Genomic DNA, 20,202 nt, shown 5'->3' with positions numbered 1-20,202 from the left:
AATCTGGGTGTGGCCTAGCTATAAAGTGTAGCTAGCTCTTGAAGTGAACGTTGCTCTTCTGCATTTATTTTAGAGGCATTAGCTTTAACATCAATCTGTTTTCCTAAACTGCTCGCTAGCTCATCAAATGTAGAAAAACTACAGAGTTCAACATTTTGTGCATCTTTAAAGAACAGTTCATTGTGGCTTCCTTTCGCCACATAAACCTTACCTTGCCCCCACTTCATCAGTTGACGGGCGGTACTAGCTCCGCCTCTAGGTTGAAGCACAAGATGGGTGCACGACATCACAACGGCCGTGTAAGCTAGTGGGGGAAGTGAAGTTATGACAGACACATCGACTGTTTGCTTCTTTATCTTTTGCAAATAGGTTAAATAAAGATCTAAAAGAAGACGTTTTCGCCACTGCTTTACAGGCCACATCACAACAAACTTGTATTCCGTGTGCACTCCAGCTTTTATTAATGCACGCAACATCGCTTTAATGTTTTGATATTTAAATGCATTAGGTTTAGTACCTAAAAGGATACTTTTTTTCTTATTTTTTTCGTCTGCATAAACAGAAATCGCCAGAGTCTCAGCAGATTTAGTGGGTAATGTGTCGAAGACAACACTAGAATCAACAAGACAAAAATCACACCTTTCTAATACTTGGCTCAACTTCTCACGAAACGCACTATTTAAAGCAATAAACTGCTCTTGTTGACTTAAAACCCAAAGATCATTCTCTGTAATGTTAAGCTTAACATCTGCAACTAAGCGTCCATGTTTATCTTTGCACCAAAGCCATCTGTCAACCTCATCATCCGTGATAAACATATAACACTTGCTCTTCATTTGTGGACTAAGCTCGAGAACCTCTCGAATTTGAGCAGAGTTAAGTGCACTCAGAGAGAAATAAGTTATCGTTGAAGCGTTCAAAAAAATAGAGTTGTTCACCTTCTCGTAAGAAAAGTAAGTGACACCATCAATTTTCTTAGGGTACTGAGATTCAATATCACCACATCCGAAAATGACGACACCTAACGTCTCGTGATTAATGCCAGCTTTCTCAATTAAGGCATCAATAAACAGAGGGGAAAAGTAGTCTGTGCTAGACACTAAAAAAATATGTTTAATCTCGTTGCTTTGCATTTTTACAATTCCATGCGCCCTAAAACATTTTTTATAGCATTAATAACATAAGACTGCTCACTATCACTCATATTGAAGTACAGTGGTAGTCTTACCAAGCGCTCACTTTCTTGTGTCGTATATATATCACTGCCGACAAACCGACCAAACTGTTGGCCAGCTGGTGAGCTATGCAATGGAATATAGTGAAACGCAGAAACTATGCCCTCTTCACGAAGCATTTCAATAAACTGGCTTCTCAATTCCAGATTTTCCAGTTTCAAGTAGAACATATGCGCATTGTGCTGACATTCAAAAGGAACAGTTGGCACTTCTATATTGTGTTTTGCGGCAAGAGGCGTAAGCTCATCTAGATATTTTCGCCAAATTTGTAGCCGTCTTTGGTTAATCCCTTCAGCTTCTTCAAGCTGTCCCCAAAGGTATGCTGCTTGTATCTCACTTGGAAGCAAACTACTACCAAGATCAACCCAAGTATATTTGTCTACCATACCACGGAAGAACAAGCTTCGGTTCGTCCCCTTCTCTCTGACAATTTCTGCACGCTCAACAAAAGATTGGTCATTAATAAGAAGTAGTCCACCTTCACCACCGGACGTATAATTTTTCGTCTCATGAAAACTATATGCACCTAGATGGCCAATTGCCCCCAACGCTTTCCCTTTGTAAGTAGACATCACACCTTGAGCCGCATCTTCAATAACAATGAGTTTATACTTCTCTGCAATACTCATGATCGTGTCCATCTCACAAGCAACACCAGCATAATGTACAGGTACAATAGCAACCGTTTTTTCAGTGATTGCAGCCTCAATTTTGGTTTCATCAATGTTCATCGTATCTGGACGAATATCAACAAACACCACTTTTGCACCACGCAGTACAAATGCATTCGCAGTGCTAACAAAAGTGTAGCTTGGCATAATCACTTCATCACCAGGCTGAATATCGATCAGCAAAGCGGCAAGTTCAAGCGCATGGGTACATGAAGGCGTTAACAAAGTCTTAATACAGCTCGCTCTGTTTTCAAACCAACTCTCGCATCGTTCAGAAAGTGGCCCATCTCCCGAGAGTTTACTTCCTTGGATAGCTTGCTCAATAAAGCTAAGCTCTTTACCTACAACTGGGGGCTTATTAAATGGAATCATTAATCTATCTCTCTGGGGTTACAATCAATAGAATTTCATTCTAAATTTATTGATCGGCAAGAAATCTCGAGCTTGGTTTTCTTCCTTCACTACTGCTTTGGTGATTTTCAACAAGCCTTTACCACAAATTACAACGGGGCAGCCATTTTCAACAAATATCACTTTACCAACATGCCTATGCTCACAAACCACATCCTGTACTACTTCAGCATCCAAGACCACCACTTTATTCTCATCAACATTAGTAATAGCTCCAGAATATGGGTACCCTACAGAATCAATAAATCGTTTAATGTATGTAGAACTTTGATTCCAATCGATCTCATAATCAGATTCGTCTCGCCATATTGAATATGTCGCTAATGACTCATCTTGTTGTGAGGATTTTATTTCTCTTCCGGAATGTAAACTATTAAATATCAAATCTGCCAGTTTTATATAATTGAGGTTATTCACTTCAATTGCATCAGATAATTTTATTGGATAGTCAATAAATGAAGTAGCTTGTGCAATAATATCACCTTTATCATACTCATCTGAACCAAATAGAGCTGTAACACCAATTTCATGCTCACCATTAATTAAACTATTCACTAGCGGAGCAAAGCCTCTATATCGAGGTAAAATAGAGTCATGGAAAACAATTAACTTGCTATCTTCGATACTTCTAATCATCCAGCGCCATGACACTGCTAACACATAGGATTCTTGAGGTATTGTGTAAGTGTCATTATGATAATAATACTGAACACCGTAGTTGATAGCTAATTGTCTCAAATTTTCACTATAATCATCTTTAATATTTTTATCTTTTCCTATAACAAGGAAATCAACAATTTCTCGATATTTTTCAAATAAAAGGGTAGCAACTTCATACCCTTTTTTAGTCATCGCATGTAATACTATTTTTTTACACATAACAATACCTGAAGCTTGGACTCGTTTTGGGTAATCTCTATTTAGCTTGATGAGCAATCATCACAAATAATTTTATTTAAGTATTGTCCGTAGTCATTTTTTAACATTGGTTGAGCAAATTGGATAACTTGAGAAGTTGATAACCACCCATTGCGCCACGCAATCTCTTCTAAACAGGCAACTTTAAGACCTTGAACATTTTCAATGGTTTGAACAAACGAAGAGGCTTCATGCAGGCTTTCATGTGTTCCAGTATCTAACCAAGCAAAGCCGCGCCCTAGTAATTGAACATTCAGGTCACCTTGCTCAAGGTACATTTGGTTTAGCGTCGAAATCTCTAACTCACCACGAGATGAAGGTTTGACTTTTTTTGCCAATTCGACGACTCGGTTATCATAAAAATATAGCCCAGTGACAGCATAATTGGATTTAGGCTTTACTGGTTTTTCTTCAATCGAAATCGCCTGCATATTGGCATCAAATTCTACAACGCCAAATCGCTCTGGATCTTTAACCTGATAACCGAATACCGTCGCACCACGGCTCTTCATCGCAGCTTGCTGAAGAATAGGAGTGAACCCTTGTCCATAAAAGATGTTGTCACCCAGCACTAAACATACTGAATCATCGCCAATGAATTCTTCGCCAATGATGAAGGCTTGAGCTAAGCCGTCTGGACTTGGTTGAATCGCGTATTGCAACTCAATGCCAAACTCTGAGCCATCACCTAATAGGCGCTGAAAACCCTCCAGGTCTTCTGGCGTGGTGATGATCAAGATTTCACGAATGCCAGCAAGCATGAGTACCGACAACGGGTAGTAAATCATTGGTTTGTCATAAACCGGCAGTAACTGCTTAGAGACACCGCGTGTAATAGGGTAAAGGCGAGTGCCCGAGCCGCCTGCTAAAATAATACCTTTCATTATTCGCCCGCTCCTAGTCGCTCAAGACTGTATGAGCCATCAAGCACACGCTGCCACCATTGCGGATTATTGAGGTACCATTCGACGGTTTTGCGAATACCGCTTTCAAAGGTTTCTTCTGGCGTCCAGCCAAGCTCTTGAGCGATCTTGGTGGCATCAATTGCGTAACGCACATCATGACCAGGGCGATCTTTGACATAAGTGATCAAAGATTCATAAGAGTCGACCCCGGCCGGCTTGTCTGGTCGCAACTCTTCAAGCAAAGCACAAATGGTTTTCACCACTTCGATGTTGGCTTTTTCGTTATGGCCACCAATGTTGTAGGTTTCACCGACTTCACCTTCGTTGACCACTTTGTACAGCGCGCGTGCATGATCTTCCACAAACAGCCAATCTCGGATTTGCATACCATCGCCATACACAGGCAACGGCTTGCCGTCGAGGGCATTTAAAATCATCAGAGGGATCAACTTCTCTGGGAAGTGGTACGGGCCATAGTTGTTGGAGCAATTGGTGACAAGTGTCGGTAAGCCATAAGTACGTTGCCAAGCGCGAACCAGATGATCGCTCGAGGCTTTTGACGCTGAATATGGGCTACTCGGCGCGTATGAAGTGGTTTCGGTGAACAAATCATCCGTTCCCTCAAGGTCACCATACACTTCATCCGTAGAAATATGATGAAAACGGAATGCCGATTGGCGCGCTTCATCTAGGTTCGACCAATATTGTCGGGCCGCTTCAAGCAAATGGTAAGTGCCCATCACGTTGGTCTCAATAAAAGCAGCAGGACCATCAATAGAACGATCGACATGAGATTCGGCGGCCAAATGCATCACCATATCGGGTTGATGCTCTGAAAACACGCGGTCTAGTTCAGCTCGGTCACAGATATCCACTTGCTCGAAGTAGTAACGTTCACTATCTGAGACATCAACCAATGACTCTAGATTCCCTGCGTAGGTCAGTTTATCTAAATTGATAACAGTATCTTGAGTGTCACGAATGATATGTCGGACAACAGCTGAGCCGATAAAACCAGCTCCACCGGTTACTAATATTTTCTTCACGAATGTTACCTACGTTAATTTGTGTGTCATCAGATACACATGAATACTTTATGATTATTGTAGTTTATAGACTCACTCGAGCATCGTTAGACTCAAGAAGGCTTACTTAGGGCAATCAATTATAAAATGATAAAAAACCCAATTAAATTTGAGAAGCGTAACCGTCCTGCAAATGCTCAAAATCGGATTCTTGCCAAATAATCTGTCGCTTTAAACGCTCTTTATTAAATGAACGCAGGAGTCTATTTAGATTTTGAGCCTTCCAGTCACCAGAAGCTTCAAAACGGCACTTATCAAAATCGATAATCCATACCTTATCTTTGTCGTCGATCAAGATATTGTGGATATTCAAATCGGTATGGTTAACGCCAACCTGATGCATCTTGGCAATTTCTTGCCCTATTTTTTGATACATGTCTGCCGATAAAGACTGTTCTTGCAAGATGCTCACCAAATCTCTGGCGTTTGGGATTCGCTCACTTAATAAATCAGCTTGATAGAAGAGTCCTGACTTTACGGCTCTTGCTGCAATAGGACGAGGAACGTGCACCCCAGCCTCGATTAGCGCCAACAAAAGCTGAAACTCTTGCGCACAACGGGTGTTATCCCAGCCAGAGAACCAATAATGATCGTTAACTAACTTCCCAAACAAACCACCACGACGGTAATGACGCAGTGCCGCTTGCATGTTCTCTAGTTGGATAAACCATGTCGTGCCTCGCCCCGTCGCACTGCCAACCACCTTGTCTAAGGACTGCCAGTATTCCGCATCAAATATCGGTTGGCTAGGGTCTGTAATGATCTCGTCATCAAACCAGATCATTTGGTTGTTGTTTTGATACTGTTGAGTCACGCGCTTACCCTCTAGCCGAAATATCGGCTGGCTAATATATACAACCAAGTAAATCCGGCGAACGCCAATGCAACCATAACGGCAGCAGAACCTATATCTTTAGCTCGACCACTGAGTTCATGCCGTTCAATACCGATACGATCCACTACCGCCTCAATCGCTGAGTTTACAAGCTCTACAATCAAGACTAATACCACGACCCCGATCATTAAGATACGTTCAACCATGCCGACATCCACTAGCCAAGCCAAAATCACAGCAATACTCAACAGAGCCAACTCTTGTCGAATGGCAGCTTCATGCTTAAAAGCCGCTTTTAATCCTTGGATCGAATAACCCGTCGCTTTAACGATGCGCTTTAGCCCGGTGTTACCCGGCTTGCCAGATTCTTGCGATTGATGTGGTGTTGTCTTTGACATTGCAGAACACTTATCAGTACTTAGCTATATTCGAGCCGTGTATTTTACATTTATTGGGGATGTCTGCATAATTTACCTGCCTCTATTCATCGAATCAGACAATAATTATGTTCACTTCTGCCCCATCGTCACTATGCGTCTTGCGTTTGTCCGCTATCGGAGACGTTTGCAATACTATCGCCACCATTCAAGCTATTCAGAAACACTGGCCTTCGACCCAGATTACTTGGATAACGGGTAAACTTGAAGCCCAGTTATTAGCCGCCATCGATGGTGTAGAAGTGATTGTTTTTGATAAAAAAGCGGGACTAGATGGCTACAAATCACTTTGGCGACAGCTGAAAGGCAGAGAGTTTGATGCGCTATTGCATATGCAGTACGCGATTCGAGCGAGTGTCGCAACGTTGGGCATTAAAGCAAAATACAAACTTGGTTTCTCTTCTGATAGAAGCCAGGACTTTCAAACACTATTTACCAATGTCAAAGTGCCTTCCCCGCAATCTCTGCATGTCGCAGATGGCTTAATGGCCTTTGCCCATCAAATTGGGGTACCAAAGGCAGAACTAGACTGGGTACTTTCTTATTCAGACCACGACCAAGCTTGGGCAGAGTCTCATATTTCTCGTAGTAAACCTAACCTGCTGATTGTGCCTGGTGCGAGCAAAGCTTATAAGAACTGGAACGCGGAAGGTTATGTGGATGTGATTCATCACGCCAGAGCAAAAGGCTGGAACGTGATTCTGGCAGGCAGCCCTGCTCAGGTAGAATTGGACCTGGCAGAGACCATTCAATCTCGCTTGGAAGAACCGTGTCTAAATTTAGTTGGACAAAGTTCAATTCTGCAAATGCTTGCGTTAATAGATAAGGTTGAAATGGTCATCGCCCCCGATACCGGACCAGCACACATGGCGAATGCAATGAAAACGCCAATCATCGGGCTCTATGCACACCATAATCCGCTGCGAGTAGGACCTTACCGTTATCTAAAATACGTTGTCTCAGTGTATGAAGAAACGATCTTTGCGGAAACAGGCAAAAACAGTCACGAGTTAAGCTGGCGAACTCGCGCTAAAGATGAAACGGCAATGAACCGCATTACTAACACTCAAGTAATGAGCATGTTCGATCAAGTCTTAGAAGATTTGTATCCTCAATACCAGTAAACTTACTGTCTTGATTTGTTAAGAAGGAAATGACCTTGTCCAAACCAACCTTAGCCGTTGCCTTAATTGTAAAAAATGAAGAGAAGCACTTACAAGCTTGTCTAGACACAGTAAAAGATTGGGTCGATGAGATTGTCCTTCTAGATTCGGGCAGCACTGATCGTACCGAAGAAATCGCCCGACAATACACAGATAAGTTTTACACCAACCTAGATTGGCCAGGATTCGGTAAACAGCGCCAACTTGCGCAGCAATACGTTACGGCAGACTACGTTTTATGGCTTGATGCAGACGAACAAGTCACTCCAGAGCTAAAAGAAAGTATCTTACACGCGGTATCAGCCAATAAGCCGAACGTTTTATACAAGCTTAACCGACTAAGCTCAGCGTTTGGTAAGTTCATCTACCATTCTGGTTGGTCTCCAGACTGGATTGTGCGCTTATATCGCACCGAATATACGCAATATAATGATTCGCTCGTTCATGAAAAAGTTGATGAGAAAAACTATCAAACTGAAAAACTGGATGGTCGACTGCATCACTACACTTACGAGCACCTTCATCATTACATCAATAAAACCACTGGCTACCTCAAGGCCTGGACGGATGAACGTGAAGGTAAAAAGAAATCCGGCTTAACCACTGCAATTGTTCACGCTCTTGCGAGCTTTTTGAAGATGTATGTTCTCAAACGAGGCTTCCTTGATGGCAAACATGGTTTCATTCTAGCTTGGCTAAGCATGCACTCTACTTTTGTAAAATATATCGATCTCTACTTACGTGAACAGGCAAAAAAATCATGAAAACGACTTTAATTATCACCACTTACAACTGGAAAGAAGCATTAAAAGCGGTGTTAGAAAGCGTGAAACGTCAAACCGTTTTGCCTGATGAAGTCATTGTTGCAGATGACGGTTCTCGAGACGATACCAAAGCAATGATCGACCAACTTCGTGACGGCTTTCCCGTGCCACTTATCCATAGCTGGCACGAAGATAATGGCTTTCAACTTTCGATGAGCCGCAACCGTGCTATCGCAAAAGCATCAGGTGACTACCTCATCATGATTGATGGCGACATGGTATTGTCTCAAACGTTTATTGAATCACATAAGCAAGTCGCAAAGCCAAATTGGTTTGTACAGGGTGGACGTGTGTTAACGGATGAAAACTGCAGCAAGGCCATCATGGAAAACGGCTTAGTACCTTCTATCTTCAGCAAAGGCATTCGCAATCGTAAAAACTGCATCACCAACGCTTTGCTATCGAAATGGTTCTCTTACGAGCGCAATAACGATAAAGCCACTCGCGGTTGCAACATGGCGTTTTGGCGACAAGATGTCATCGAGGTGAATGGCTTCAACCAAGATTTTGTTGGATGGGGACGCGAAGACAGCGAGTTTGTTCATCGCATGTTGAATGCGGGTAAGTCACGTCTTTACCTAAAATTCGCAGGTGTAGGCTACCACTTGTACCACGTAGAAAACTCTCGTGCGTCACTCGGACAAAATGACGAGATTTTAGAGAACACCATTAAAAACAAGCTTAAACGCTGTGAGAATGGTGTTGATCAGTTTATTTCAGAGGATTGCAGCGATGAATAAAAAGGTTATCTATCCTGGAACTTTCGATCCAATTACCAATGGCCATTTAGATTTAATCGAACGCACAGCAAAAATGTTCGACTCAGTAACAATTGGAGTTGCAGCTAGCCCTTCGAAAAACACCATGTTCTCATTGGATGAGCGTGTAGAACTGGTCCACCAATGCTGTCAACACTTAAGCAATGTCAGCGTTGTCGGCTTTAGTGGTTTACTTGTGGATTTCGCCAAAGAACAACAAGCTTCGATCCTAATCAGAGGACTTCGCACAACAATGGACTTTGAGTACGAGTTTGGTTTGACGAGTATGTACCGTAAGTTACTACCCGGACTAGAAAGTATTTTTCTTACCCCTTCAGAAGAGTTCGCGTTCTTGTCCTCAACAATAGTAAGAGAAGTAGCGATTCATGGTGGAAATGTCGCCCAATTCGTTCCGAGCCCTGTAAACACAGCCATCTTAGAAAAACTACATTCAGCATGAAAAAGTTAAAGTATTACTTATCTAACGGAATACTCGCTTATTTACCTTCTTTTTTGTTTCGTTATTCCGCAAAAAAACTATTAGCACAAGCCCCAAGTTATGATGAAAAGTACTTGCGTGAACGCGTTAATTATTACAATAAACATACCACGAGCTTCGAACTGACTCCTCCAGATCTTACGAAAGTAAAAGACTTTAAAAAAACGGGCGGCAGCGCTTATTACTATGATCTATTGAAGGTTATTAAATGCTTCCCCAAAAAGGCTGTCTTCAAATATGTCAATGGCGATGTCATTGATGTACCAAACGAGCCGAGTTTTTTAAAAAGTCGACCTATTAAAGGAGAGAACACCAACTCGGTCCTACTAAAGCTAAACGCCGTTAGACACTACTTTTTTGTGGACAAAGACAAGCCGTACCAAACTAAAAAAGACATGATTGTATGGCGTGGGACGGGATTTCGACCAAATCGAAGAAAACTACTTTCTCGTCATTTCCATAATCCTCGCTGTAATATCGGTCGAGTGGATACGCAGGATAAAGATCCAGAACAACTGAGCTACGTGACCCCTTCAATGAGTATCTCAGAACAACTTGAGTACAAATTCATTTTGAGCTTGGAGGGAATGGACGTCGCAACCAATCTTAAGTGGATCATGTCCTCCAACTCTTTGTGCTTCACCCCTAAGCTGCGCTATGAAACATGGTTTATGGAAGGCAAACTAAAAGCGGGTGTGCACTTTGTTCAAGTCAAAGATGATTTTTCTGACCTAGATGAAAAAATGGACTACTACTTAGAACACCCTGACAAGGCAGAAGAAATTATACAGAATGCTCATCAGTGGGTTGAGCAATTTAAAGACACCAAACGAGAAAGGTTGATTTCTCTATTGGTCGCAGAGAAGTATTTTAATCTTGCAGAAACGAAGAAAAGGGTTACCTAAATCTATTAGGTAACCCTGAAATAACTAGTAGTTGTACTTAATTTTATTGATAACACGCTGAATCATGTTAAGGGGATTAAAAGTCTTTTTCCCCTTACGTTTATTAGCAATACTAGTCAGGTTATCTTCTCTTTTCGCTACCACTATTGGGCTGATGTAACCATAACAACCACTTAATTTGGGAATCGCTAACCACTTGTCAATTGGCACAGCATAAGCCGTTTTTCTCATGCTGCTTAATAGATCTCTAGCTCTCAATGGTGTAATGCCATAACACACAGTTGGAAACGGCTTCTTTTCTTTTACATCTGATATTTTAAAAGGTTTTTCTGGGTCTAAAATGTAGCAGAAGTTAGTAAAATTCACTAAGCCACAACTTTGGATATAAGATAGTACGTCATCAGCAAGTAATCTTGATGCTTCACCGATGAACTCAATATTGTCTTCAAGAACAATCGCAGGCGTTCCAGACGCAACAATCAATTCCCATGCTTGAGAGTGTGTCTTAAAACAACCAATCTCTCCAGCCATGATCGCTTTTTGGCGAAACTTATGAGAGTAACTTTCATACTCTTTCTCTAGCTTAAGAAGATCATCATAAGAATCTGAGTAAACAAATTCAAAATCGATACCCTTTAGGTAATTTTGAATGCGATTTACTCGCTCTTCATTTCCAGTTGTAATAACAAACACTTTCAATGGTGTATTACTGCTTAGTTCCACCGTTAAACCCTCAGCTGATTTAGTGCAGCTCAATATAGTATCTACCCCTATAATTATTAGCAAGGATACTCATTGTTGAGCGTGAACTATCAATAACTCTCCAAGCCTATTATTTCTGACACTCACTACAAAAGAAGGTATTACGCTGCCCTATTTTTAGCTCTTGAAGTCGTTCGCCGCACTCTGGGCATGGCTCTCCGGCTCTTCCGTAAACTAGTAACTCTTGTGCAAAGTAACCCGGCTTTCCATCGGCTTGCGCAAAGTCTTTCAGCGTAGTCCCACCTTGCGTAATGGCAATCTCAAGTGTCATTTTGATATTTTCAACAAGTAACCCCCACTCTTGAGAAGTTAGCTTACCTGCAGGCCTTGAAGGGTGAATTCGAGATTTAAACAACGACTCATTCGCGTAGATGTTCCCGACACCAACCACGACTTTGTTGTCCATGATGAACTGCTTGACGGCAACACGCTTATTTTTAGCTTTCTCCGCTACATATTCCGCATTGAACTCTTCAGTTAAAGGCTCAGGCCCCATGTTTGCTAGTACAGCATGTGACTCGCCAGGAGCACACCACAGCCATGCCCCAAAACGACGCGGATCGTTATAACGCAGTATTTTTCCACTGCTTAGTTTGAGATCCACATGATCGTGCTTTGCTGGCGGAAAGTCGGCATCTAGGACACGTAAAGACCCAGACATGCCCAAGTGAACAATGGCTGTACCTGTGTTTGTCTCGATCAGTAAGTATTTCGCACGACGGCTAATCGCACGGATCACCTGCCCTTCCAATTTTTTAAGCTCTATAGGAATATCCCAGCGCAATTTAGGCGTTCGAAAAGTAAACGACTGGATCGTTTGTCCAACCATGTGGGGGCTAATCCCCATACGACTGACTTCAACCTCTGGCAACTCAGGCATTAGATTCTCCAATTCACCGGCTAATAGTTCTCGCTGCTAGCATAATCGAAAAGAAAAACGATAAATAGGGAAGCTTGTTAGGGGTATAGGCGCAAAAAGGCTCTACTCTGGCATAAGGTAGTTTTCATCGACGGAGATAGCGACCCATTTGTCTTGCCAGGTTTTAAATAGCCAGAAATCAGGTAAACGAAAGAAAGTCACCCGCTGCGGCTCTTCGAGATCCTGATACCAGACTTCTACCGTTTCAGGTACCGTCAGGTTAGGTTTTAAATGATCGAACTGTTCCGAGGTAAGCTCGGTCCCTTCCAATGATTGCCAGCGTGATACAAGTTCACTGATCGGTGCATCGACTTTGACGTTGGATTGCCATCGTCCATCATGCAGTTCGAACTCCCAGCCACTATAGTACAAAGACTCCACCGTATAGTCGGAGCGAAGTACATTTGGGTAGGGGTCTGCTTGGTCTGTTAATAGGTAAGTTTTGATCCACATCGGCGCATTTAAGATCACTATAAACGCGATAATGCCCAGAATAAGAATATTGTTCCATCGGCGGCGACGAGCCGGACTCACACGCATAACCATCTCTACTCTCTTATAGTTATGAGTAAACTACCAAAGAGTATTGAGCTTGACTAGAACAACGGTGTGCAAGTGTGTAGAGAATTGGTGGCAAAGCGGTAGAGAGCGATAAATCAAAAATTCTAGTGTAGCGTCGGACCGATAAAATGACTTCAGCAGTGCTTTATTATCCGATAACGTACTGAACACTTTTTCAGCACTTTTTTATTCAGGTAATAAAAAACCCAACTCGAAAGTTGGGTTTTTCAATTCATCAAAGAGACTGAAACCAATTATTTGATTTTTGCTTCTTTGTACATAACGTGCTGGCGAACTACTGGATCAAACTTTTTGATCTCAAATTTGCCTGGCATGTTACGCTTGTTCTTATCAGTTGTGTAGAAGTGGCCTGTACCTGCAGAAGATACTAGACGGATTTTCTCACGAACGCCTTTCTTTGCCATTGCTTATTTCCTCTTAAACGTTTTCGCCACGTGCACGCATGTCTGCAAGAACAGTATCAATACCTTTCTTGTCGATGATGCGCATACCTTTAGCAGATAGACGTAGTTTAACAAAACGTTTTTCGCTCTCTACCCAGAAACGATGAGTTTGTAGGTTCGGCAGAAAACGACGCTTAGTAGCATTTCGTGCGTGTGAACGGTTGTTACCCGTTACTGGACGCTTACCAGTTACTTGGCATACTCGTGACATGAATGTCTTCTCCAAAATCGTTTCAGCTCGATATCAACCTTGGTGGCCGAACCTCTCTATCTCTCGAAAAGAAGTTAGAGGTTAAGAACCGCTATGGAAAATCCATACAAGGCTATCAAAGGTCGCGCATTATACTAACTTGATATGCATTGCTCAAGACCCGAACAGATCCTTTTTACAGGTTTTCGTGATCTTTTTTTAGACAGCAGATTTTTTTAGCAGTCCAAGCTGAATTCAGTTAAAAATTTAGTGGCGTGGATGATAGCAGATTTTTAGCAACTAACAACCTAAAAAACGCACAGTTATATCCAGCCTCTTTCAGCAAAAGAGACACTTTCCCCATCTCCGATGACGAAATGGTCCAAAATACGAATATCCACCAATGCTAATGCGTCGGTGAGACGCCTTGTAATCCTTCTGTCAGCTTGGCTCGGCTCAGCGACGCCTGAAGGATGATTGTGCGCTAAAATCAAAGCCGCCGCGTTATGATGCAGAGCACGCTTAACAACTTCTCTCGGATAAACCGACGCGGCATCCAACGTTCCTTCAAATAAAATTTCATCTTTTATCACTCGGTGCTGGTTATCGAGAAAAAGAATATAAAAAGCCTCTCTTTGCCGATCCCTTAAAATAGAAGACAGATATAACTTAGTTTGGTCGGGACTGGTTAAGGCATCACCACGCTTTAGCGTCTCCGCCAAGTAGCGTTGCGTCATTTCTAGTACCGCTTGCAACTGAACATACTTGGCTTGCCCCAATCCTTTGTGACGACAAAACTCTTGCTCTGATGCTGAAAATAGTTGTCTGAGCGAACCAAAGTCTTGAATAAGGAAGTCTGCAAGCTCAATCACGTTCATTCCGCGGGTGCCTGTACGCAAGAAGATGGCCAGTAGCTCAGCATCGGTCAATGCTTGCGGTCCTCGTTGCAACAGCTTCTCCCTGGGCATGGACTCAGTTGGCATAGCTTTCAGTATCATCTGATGTCTCTTTATATGGAAAGTGCCCCTATTCCACAAAACAAAAAGCGAAAGTCGAGTGTGACTTTCGCTTTCTTCGTACCATCAGTGCTTTCAATGCAACTTAACAGTTCATCAGAGTTTAAAGTTGCCAACCAAGCCGTGAATTTCTGTTCCAGACTGTGATAGCTGCGTGCTGATTGACTCGGCATGCTGCAACGTCTCATTAATGTTGTTCACGATCTGTTGAATAGCCACTAAGTTTTGGTTGATGTCTTCTGCAACCGCACTTTGCTCTTCGGCGGCAGACGCGGTTTGAATACCCATATCTCGAATCGTACCGATAGAATGATGAACACCAGAAAGAGATTGCTGAATGAGCGCGGACTCTTCCGCCGTTTTTACACCTCGTTTTTGGCTCACCGACATTGTACTGACCGCTCTTGATACACCATTTTGCAGCTGCTTAAGCATGTCACCAATTTCATGAGTACTATTTTGCGTACGACTGGCTAGCGAGCGAACTTCATCCGCAACGACGGCAAACCCTCGGCCTTGCTCACCCGCTCTAGCCGCTTCAATCGCCGCATTTAGGGCCAACAAATTCGTTTGCTCAGCTATCTCGCCAATCACATCCAGCACTTTGGTTATTTTTTCGGTTTGTAAACTCAACTCAGAAATTGCATCTGACGTACTGTCTATCTCCCTCACTAGCTCGGTAATACCTTCAATTGCTTGTTCCACTTCACGCTGAGCTTCGGTAACTTGACTGTTGGCATCCTCAATCGCCTGTGCAGTCGCATTGGTATTGCTCGCTACTTCTTTCGCTGTCATGCTCATTTGTGTCACCGCAGTCACGACTTTGTCCGTCTCTAAACAGTGATCCTGCATTTGACCGCTCGCTTGGCTGGTCTGAGTGTTCAGGCTTTGAGAAACGGTCTGTACTGTCGTCGCAGAGCGGTGGATATCCTGCATCAGTGGGTGCAGCTTATCCATAAACTCATTAAACGCGGCCGCCACTTCACCGACTTCATCCTGACTTTCGACTTTTAAACGAGCCGTTAAGTCACCGCCGCCTGCGGCTACATCTTTCAATGACGCCGCGACATGTTGTAATGGCTGAATGCCTTTCGACACCACGATACTGGTGAGAACACTGGTAATGATCAACCCAACAACGGAAATCAACACGGCAGATAACGTATGCTCTTTTAGCTCTTGAGTCTTTAACTCTCTGTGCATCGCAACTTGCTGGTCGATGTCATCAATATAAACACCAGTGCCTAAAACCCAGTCCCATTTCGATAAATATTCTGCATAGCCTAGCTTAGGCGCTTGTGCGTCAATGGTCGGTTTGTGCCACGAGAAATAGAGGAACCCATCCCCTTTTTGAGAAGCATCAATCAAGCCCGCGATAACTGCGACCCCATTTTCATCTTTTAAATCGTAAAGGTTTTTACCCTCTAAAGAAGGTTTGATGGCATGTAACGTATTCACACCTTGAGAGTCGTAGGCAAAAAAGTAACCATCGCTTTCAAAGCGCATGGCTTTCAGAATTTCTTTTGCTGCCTCTTTATTACTTCCATTTACATCCGTGTCGTATAACGGTTTTATCGCTGTCACACCCATCATCATGTAGGCTTGTAACTCTTTCTTTTTCGTTTCGATGAGCTCTTGCCTGTCTCTTGCCAGCTCCGCTTCCAAACTTTTACTGCTGTTGATGTAATACACCACTGAGATCAACGTAGTGATCAACAACAACGGAATTAGGGTTATCAGCAGCAATTTGTTTCGACTTTTCAACACCATGGTTTCCAGCACCTCTTTTTCTTTTCAGACTTGCAAACTCCGCGCAACTTGTCTGTGAGGTAGGCGCGAATTTTCCCTTCCTCGGTCAGATTAATACTCTGGAGTTTGATGTGAATTATCTTCTCGTTATATATGCTCGGGCGGTCAGACTTTGAATTGTGTTAAAATCCGGTCATCAAATTGGAGATCTCACATGCAAACACTAGCAGGAAAGAAAATTCTACTCGGCATCAGTGGCGGTATTGCCGCGTATAAATGTGCGGAGCTAAGCCGTCGCCTCATAGAGAGAGGAGCGCAAGTTCAAGTTGTAATGACGAAAGCAGCAAAAGAGTTCATTACCCCTTTAACCATGCAAGCCGTTTCGGGCCGTCCTGTCTCAGACAGTTTATTAGACCCAGCAGCGGAAGCATCTATGGGCCATATTGAATTGGCCAAATGGGCAGATTTAGTACTACTAGCGCCAGCGACCGCGGACTTAATCGCGCGCATGTCTGCAGGTATGGGGAACGATTTGCTTACCACGCTCGTGCTCGCGACGGATTCCCCTGTTGCTGTTTCTCCTGCGATGAATCAACAGATGTATCGCAATATCGCAACCCAAGAGAACATCTCAACGTTAGCGCGTCGCGGTATGCACATCTGGGGTCCTGCGGCAGGAGAGCAAGCCTGTGGCGATGTGGGCCCAGGTCGAATGCTGGAACCAATGCAGCTAGTGCATCTATGTGAGCAGTTCTTTCAGCCAAAATTGCTAGAAGGTAAGTCGATACTCATCACCGCAGGCCCAACTCGCGAAGCGATTGACCCAGTGCGTTACATTACGAATCATAGCTCCGGGAAAATGGGCTATGCATTGGCGAGTGCCGCAGCGCAGATGGGAGCCAAAGTCACCCTCGTGAGCGGTCCTGTCAGTTTAAATACGCCCGTAGGTGTTGAGCGCATTAATGTTTCCAGTGCACAAGAGATGCACGAAGCCGTTATGACACACGCAAACCAGCATGATGCGTTTATTAGCTGCGCTGCCGTTGCGGACTACCGCCCACAAACGATCGAGTCTCAAAAGTTGAAAAAGACTGAAGACAATGACGACATGGTCATTAATATGGTCAAAAATCCTGATATTGTTGCTTCTGTAGCAGCAATGACGGATAAGCGTCCGTTTACCGTCGGTTTTGCGGCTGAAACTAATGATGTAGAGACCTACGCTCGAGGCAAGTTGACAAAGAAAAACCTCGATATGATCTGTGCGAATGACGTTTCGGTAGCTGGGCAAGGATTTAACAGCAACGACAACGCGATTACCCTGTACTGGCCTGAGGGTGAACTTGCGCTCGCTTTAGAATCAAAAGAAGCATTGAGCTTTAAAATTCTCGAAAAAATGCATCACTTGATGTAACTAACGTTTGAAAACCCTGCCAACTTTTCACAAAAGCTGGCATAAATTTGGTACAAACATGACAACTAAGGGTGTTAAATCTCCCATTCCACCCTTAGTGGTCTAGTTTGAGGCGAAATAGCGTCTTATAATCCCCTCCGCTCAACTTTGTATTTTGAAAGGAAGTAACTAATGGCCGGCAGTAAAAAATCCAACCGTCGTGAAGAGATCTTACAAGCATTAGCAGAAATGCTTGAATCAACAGAAGGCGCTTCACGCATTACTACGGCAAAACTGGCCAAGCAAGTCGGCGTTTCAGAAGCCGCGCTGTATCGTCATTTCCCAAGTAAAGCGCGCATGTTCGAAGGGTTGATTGAGTTCATTGAAGAAGCCTTGATGACACGTATCAACCGTATTCTAGACGACGAAAAAGATACTCTAGAGCGTATTCGTATGGTGATGCACCTGATTTTGGCGTTCTCTGAACGTAACCCTGGTCTGACACGCATTTTGTCGGGCCATGCTCTAATGTTTGAAAATGAACGCCTACGTGAACGCATCAATCAACTCTTTGAGCGCATAGAAACACAATTGCGCCAGATCCTGCGTGAACGTAAGATTCGTGAAGGGAAGTCTTTCCCTGTCGAAGAGCGCATCCTAGCCGCGCAAATTCTGGGACAAGTTGAGGGTAGCCTAAACCGCTTTGTGCGTAGCGACTTTAAATACCAGCCGACTGCAAACTTTGACGAGTACTGGGCGCTTTTGAGTGCACAAATAAAGTAAAAGATTATGAGTAAAGACAAATACACGCAGCCCGAGTTTTCTCTTTCGCTTCTTCACCCTCGTAACTGGGGCGTATGGCTTGGTTTTGGTCTGTTGGCCATCCTCGTCAATATTCTTCCTTATCGGCTGCTGCTTTCATTAGGTCGTTCACTCGGCAAACTTGGCATGCGCTACGGTAAAAAGCGTGTCCACGTTGCTCAACGTAACTTAGAGTTGGCCTTTCCAGACAAAACACCTGAAGAGATTCAACATATTGTTGAAGAGAACTTCAAAAATACCGGTATGGCACTCATAGAAACCGGGATCACTTGGTTCTGGCCGACTTGGCGCTTTAAAAACCTGATCGTCGAGAAAGATCTCGGCGCACTGCGTGAAAAAGCCAAAGAAGGTAAAGGCGTCCTACTTTGTTGTGTCCATGCTCTTAATCTAGAGATCACTGCGCGTGCTTTCGCCGTGTTAGGCGTGGCCGGGTACGGCGCGTTTCGTCCACATAATAATCCTGCTTATAACTTTATCCAGTATTGGGGACGGACACATAACGGCAATAAATTGATTGATCGTAAAGATGTGAAAAAGATGATTCGTGTATTACGCAGTGGTGAGCGTCTGTTCTATCTGCCGGATCACGATTACGGTCGCAAAAAATCAGTATTTGTGCCCTTCTTTGCCGTAGACGATGCGTGTACGACAACAGGCACGAGCATTCTGGCGTATACCTCAAAATGTGCGATCATCCCAGGCTCAGGGTTTCGCAATGACGAAGGAAAATACGACATCATCGCCGATAAGTGCATTGAAGCCGACTATCCACAAAAAGACGAAGTCGCCGCTGCCGCTTATATGAACAAGTATGTGGAAGAGGTCATTCTACGCGCCCCAGAGCAATGGATGTGGCTCCATAAACGCTACAAAACCATGCAAGATGAGCATGTCGAGAAAGGCATTCGCTATAAGTAAGTGGTCACGGCGATAAATCCAACAACAAAAAAGGGCAGATGAATATCCATCTGCCCTTTTTACTTTTTCAGAAAAAGTAACGAATTAAATGCCGTATTCCGAGCGATAGGCTTTAACTGCTTCCAAGTGCTCAGCAGCGTCACCTTTCTCTTCTAAGTAAGTCACAAGATCACCCAAACTTACAATTGAAATCACGGCACAACCAAAGTCACGCTCAACTTCTTGAATCGCAGAAAGCTCGCCCTTGCCTTTCTCTTGGCGGTCGATAGCAACCAACACACCCGCAAGGTCAGCGCCATTTGCTCTAATAATTTCCATCGATTCACGGATTGCCGTACCCGCCGTAATCACGTCGTCCACCAGCATGATGCGACCTTCTAACGCAGAACCAACAAGGTTGCCACCTTCGCCGTGATCTTTCGCTTCTTTACGGTTGAAACAGTAAGGCGTGTCGATATCGTGGTGATCCGCCAGAGCGACTGCCGTTGTCGTTGCAATAGGAATACCTTTGTACGCAGGGCCAAACAGTACATCGAATTCAATGCCAGAATCAGCGAGCGCGGCTGCGTAAAAACGGCCTAGACGTGCGAGATCACGACCAGTATTGAAAAGACCAGCGTTAAAGAAGTACGGGCTTTTACGGCCAGATTTCAAAGTAAACTCACCAAACTTAAGAACTTCTTTCTCAAGTGCAAACTCAATAAACTCACGCTGGTATGCTTTCATGGATTTCTCTCAATTTTCTTTTCGTGTGGGGATCAG

The 20,202-nt window shown here is 43.6% G+C and carries 23 protein-coding genes; 8 read left to right on the top strand and 15 right to left on the bottom strand.

Features of this window, described 5'->3' with window-relative positions; genetic code table 11:
• Window positions 1-14: 14 nt before the first annotated feature.
• From ACZ5ZC_RS08910 to ACZ5ZC_RS08880, 7 genes are all read right to left on the bottom strand, one after another.
• Complete coding sequence (locus tag ACZ5ZC_RS08910; protein ID WP_464931842.1) at window positions 15-1,133, bottom strand: hypothetical protein; 1,119 nt, start codon at window positions 1,131-1,133, stop codon at window positions 15-17.
• Between the two features lie 2 nt (window positions 1,134-1,135).
• On the bottom strand, window positions 1,136-2,278 hold the full coding sequence (gene rffA / locus ACZ5ZC_RS08905; protein WP_006742520.1) for a dTDP-4-amino-4,6-dideoxygalactose transaminase: 1,143 nt from the start codon (window positions 2,276-2,278) through the stop codon (window positions 1,136-1,138).
• 24 nt (window positions 2,279-2,302) lie between these two features.
• On the bottom strand, window positions 2,303-3,196 hold the full coding sequence (locus tag ACZ5ZC_RS08900) for a formyltransferase family protein (RefSeq protein ID WP_031818724.1): 894 nt from the start codon (window positions 3,194-3,196) through the stop codon (window positions 2,303-2,305).
• Between the two features lie 41 nt (window positions 3,197-3,237).
• Window positions 3,238-4,119, bottom strand: a complete 882-nt coding sequence (rfbA, locus tag ACZ5ZC_RS08895) for a glucose-1-phosphate thymidylyltransferase RfbA (RefSeq protein WP_054867812.1) — start codon at window positions 4,117-4,119, stop codon at window positions 3,238-3,240.
• A complete protein-coding gene (gene rfbB / locus ACZ5ZC_RS08890; RefSeq protein WP_464931841.1) occupies window positions 4,119-5,186 on the bottom strand; it encodes a dTDP-glucose 4,6-dehydratase in 1,068 nt (355 codons plus the stop codon). The genes rfbA and rfbB overlap by 1 nt, the downstream gene beginning before the upstream one ends.
• A 142-nt stretch (window positions 5,187-5,328) precedes the next feature.
• On the bottom strand, window positions 5,329-6,039 hold the full coding sequence (locus tag ACZ5ZC_RS08885; protein WP_464931840.1) for a 3-deoxy-D-manno-octulosonic acid kinase: 711 nt from the start codon (window positions 6,037-6,039) through the stop codon (window positions 5,329-5,331).
• Window positions 6,040-6,050: 11 nt separating this feature from the next.
• A complete protein-coding gene (locus ACZ5ZC_RS08880; RefSeq protein WP_213899401.1) occupies window positions 6,051-6,458 on the bottom strand; it encodes a diacylglycerol kinase in 408 nt (135 codons plus the stop codon).
• 107 nt (window positions 6,459-6,565) lie between these two features.
• Between ACZ5ZC_RS08880 and ACZ5ZC_RS08875 the strand changes: the two genes are divergently transcribed.
• Genes ACZ5ZC_RS08875 through ACZ5ZC_RS08855 form a run of 5 tightly spaced genes read left to right on the top strand, consistent with a single transcriptional unit; the run spans window position 6,566 to window position 10,646 of the window.
• On the top strand, window positions 6,566-7,621 hold the full coding sequence (locus ACZ5ZC_RS08875; protein ID WP_464931839.1) for a glycosyltransferase family 9 protein: 1,056 nt from the start codon (window positions 6,566-6,568) through the stop codon (window positions 7,619-7,621).
• A gap of 35 nt (window positions 7,622-7,656) precedes the next feature.
• Entirely contained in the window at window positions 7,657-8,424 is a 768-nt protein-coding gene (locus ACZ5ZC_RS08870) for a glycosyltransferase family 2 protein (protein ID WP_054867810.1), read from the top strand.
• Window positions 8,421-9,224, top strand: coding sequence for a glycosyltransferase family 2 protein (locus ACZ5ZC_RS08865; RefSeq protein WP_054867809.1), 804 nt, complete (start codon window positions 8,421-8,423; stop codon window positions 9,222-9,224). Before ACZ5ZC_RS08870 ends, ACZ5ZC_RS08865 begins: the two co-directional genes overlap by 4 nt.
• Window positions 9,217-9,702, top strand: a complete 486-nt coding sequence (gene coaD / locus ACZ5ZC_RS08860; protein ID WP_054867808.1) for a pantetheine-phosphate adenylyltransferase — start codon at window positions 9,217-9,219, stop codon at window positions 9,700-9,702. Before ACZ5ZC_RS08865 ends, coaD begins: the two co-directional genes overlap by 8 nt.
• Window positions 9,699-10,646 carry a glycosyl transferase family 90 gene (locus ACZ5ZC_RS08855; RefSeq protein WP_464931838.1) on the top strand — a complete coding sequence of 316 codons (948 nt, stop codon included), beginning with the start codon at window positions 9,699-9,701 and terminating at the stop codon, window positions 10,644-10,646. The genes coaD and ACZ5ZC_RS08855 overlap by 4 nt, the downstream gene beginning before the upstream one ends.
• Window positions 10,647-10,670: 24 nt before the next feature.
• Here the strand turns inward: ACZ5ZC_RS08855 and ACZ5ZC_RS08850 are convergent, their stop codons facing one another.
• The 7 genes from ACZ5ZC_RS08850 to ACZ5ZC_RS08820 form a co-directional block, all read right to left on the bottom strand.
• Entirely contained in the window at window positions 10,671-11,369 is a 699-nt protein-coding gene (locus tag ACZ5ZC_RS08850) for a glycosyltransferase family 25 protein (RefSeq protein ID WP_154647399.1), read from the bottom strand.
• Between the two features lie 109 nt (window positions 11,370-11,478).
• Window positions 11,479-12,288, bottom strand: a complete 810-nt coding sequence (mutM, locus tag ACZ5ZC_RS08845; protein WP_464931837.1) for a bifunctional DNA-formamidopyrimidine glycosylase/DNA-(apurinic or apyrimidinic site) lyase — start codon at window positions 12,286-12,288, stop codon at window positions 11,479-11,481.
• A gap of 102 nt (window positions 12,289-12,390) precedes the next feature.
• Entirely contained in the window at window positions 12,391-12,867 is a 477-nt protein-coding gene (locus tag ACZ5ZC_RS08840) for a hypothetical protein (protein WP_301657748.1), read from the bottom strand.
• Between the two features lie 275 nt (window positions 12,868-13,142).
• A complete protein-coding gene (rpmG, locus tag ACZ5ZC_RS08835) occupies window positions 13,143-13,313 on the bottom strand; it encodes a 50S ribosomal protein L33 (protein WP_004410866.1) in 171 nt (56 codons plus the stop codon).
• A gap of 13 nt (window positions 13,314-13,326) precedes the next feature.
• Complete coding sequence (rpmB, locus tag ACZ5ZC_RS08830; RefSeq protein WP_005384783.1) at window positions 13,327-13,563, bottom strand: 50S ribosomal protein L28; 237 nt, start codon at window positions 13,561-13,563, stop codon at window positions 13,327-13,329.
• Between the two features lie 302 nt (window positions 13,564-13,865).
• On the bottom strand, window positions 13,866-14,540 hold the full coding sequence (gene radC, locus ACZ5ZC_RS08825; RefSeq protein ID WP_005395784.1) for a RadC family protein: 675 nt from the start codon (window positions 14,538-14,540) through the stop codon (window positions 13,866-13,868).
• Window positions 14,541-14,654: 114 nt separating this feature from the next.
• Window positions 14,655-16,328, bottom strand: coding sequence for a methyl-accepting chemotaxis protein (locus ACZ5ZC_RS08820; RefSeq protein ID WP_145473347.1), 1,674 nt, complete (start codon window positions 16,326-16,328; stop codon window positions 14,655-14,657).
• Between the two features lie 193 nt (window positions 16,329-16,521).
• Between ACZ5ZC_RS08820 and coaBC the strand changes: the two genes are divergently transcribed.
• The 3 genes from coaBC to ACZ5ZC_RS08805 all read left to right on the top strand — a co-directional run bounded on the left by coaBC (window position 16,522) and on the right by ACZ5ZC_RS08805 (window position 19,440).
• Complete coding sequence (gene coaBC / locus ACZ5ZC_RS08815) at window positions 16,522-17,721, top strand: bifunctional phosphopantothenoylcysteine decarboxylase/phosphopantothenate--cysteine ligase CoaBC (RefSeq protein WP_464931836.1); 1,200 nt, start codon at window positions 16,522-16,524, stop codon at window positions 17,719-17,721.
• A 171-nt stretch (window positions 17,722-17,892) separates the two neighbouring features.
• The gene (gene slmA / locus ACZ5ZC_RS08810) at window positions 17,893-18,483 is read left to right on the top strand and encodes a nucleoid occlusion factor SlmA (protein ID WP_005395778.1); all 591 of its coding nucleotides are present in this window, start codon (window positions 17,893-17,895) and stop codon (window positions 18,481-18,483) included.
• Between the two features lie 6 nt (window positions 18,484-18,489).
• Window positions 18,490-19,440, top strand: coding sequence for a Kdo(2)-lipid IV(A) acyltransferase (locus tag ACZ5ZC_RS08805; RefSeq protein ID WP_033905948.1), 951 nt, complete (start codon window positions 18,490-18,492; stop codon window positions 19,438-19,440).
• Between the two features lie 84 nt (window positions 19,441-19,524).
• On the opposite strand, the gene pyrE is transcribed toward ACZ5ZC_RS08805, so the two are convergent.
• On the bottom strand, window positions 19,525-20,166 hold the full coding sequence (gene pyrE, locus ACZ5ZC_RS08800) for an orotate phosphoribosyltransferase (RefSeq protein ID WP_054867806.1): 642 nt from the start codon (window positions 20,164-20,166) through the stop codon (window positions 19,525-19,527).
• Between the last annotated feature and the right edge of the window lie 36 nt (window positions 20,167-20,202).

It is taken from the genome of Vibrio sp. JCM 18905 (genome assembly GCF_055393305.1).
Note: the sequence above shows the minus strand (reverse complement) of the source record. Positions and strands in the feature narration are given on the sequence as shown.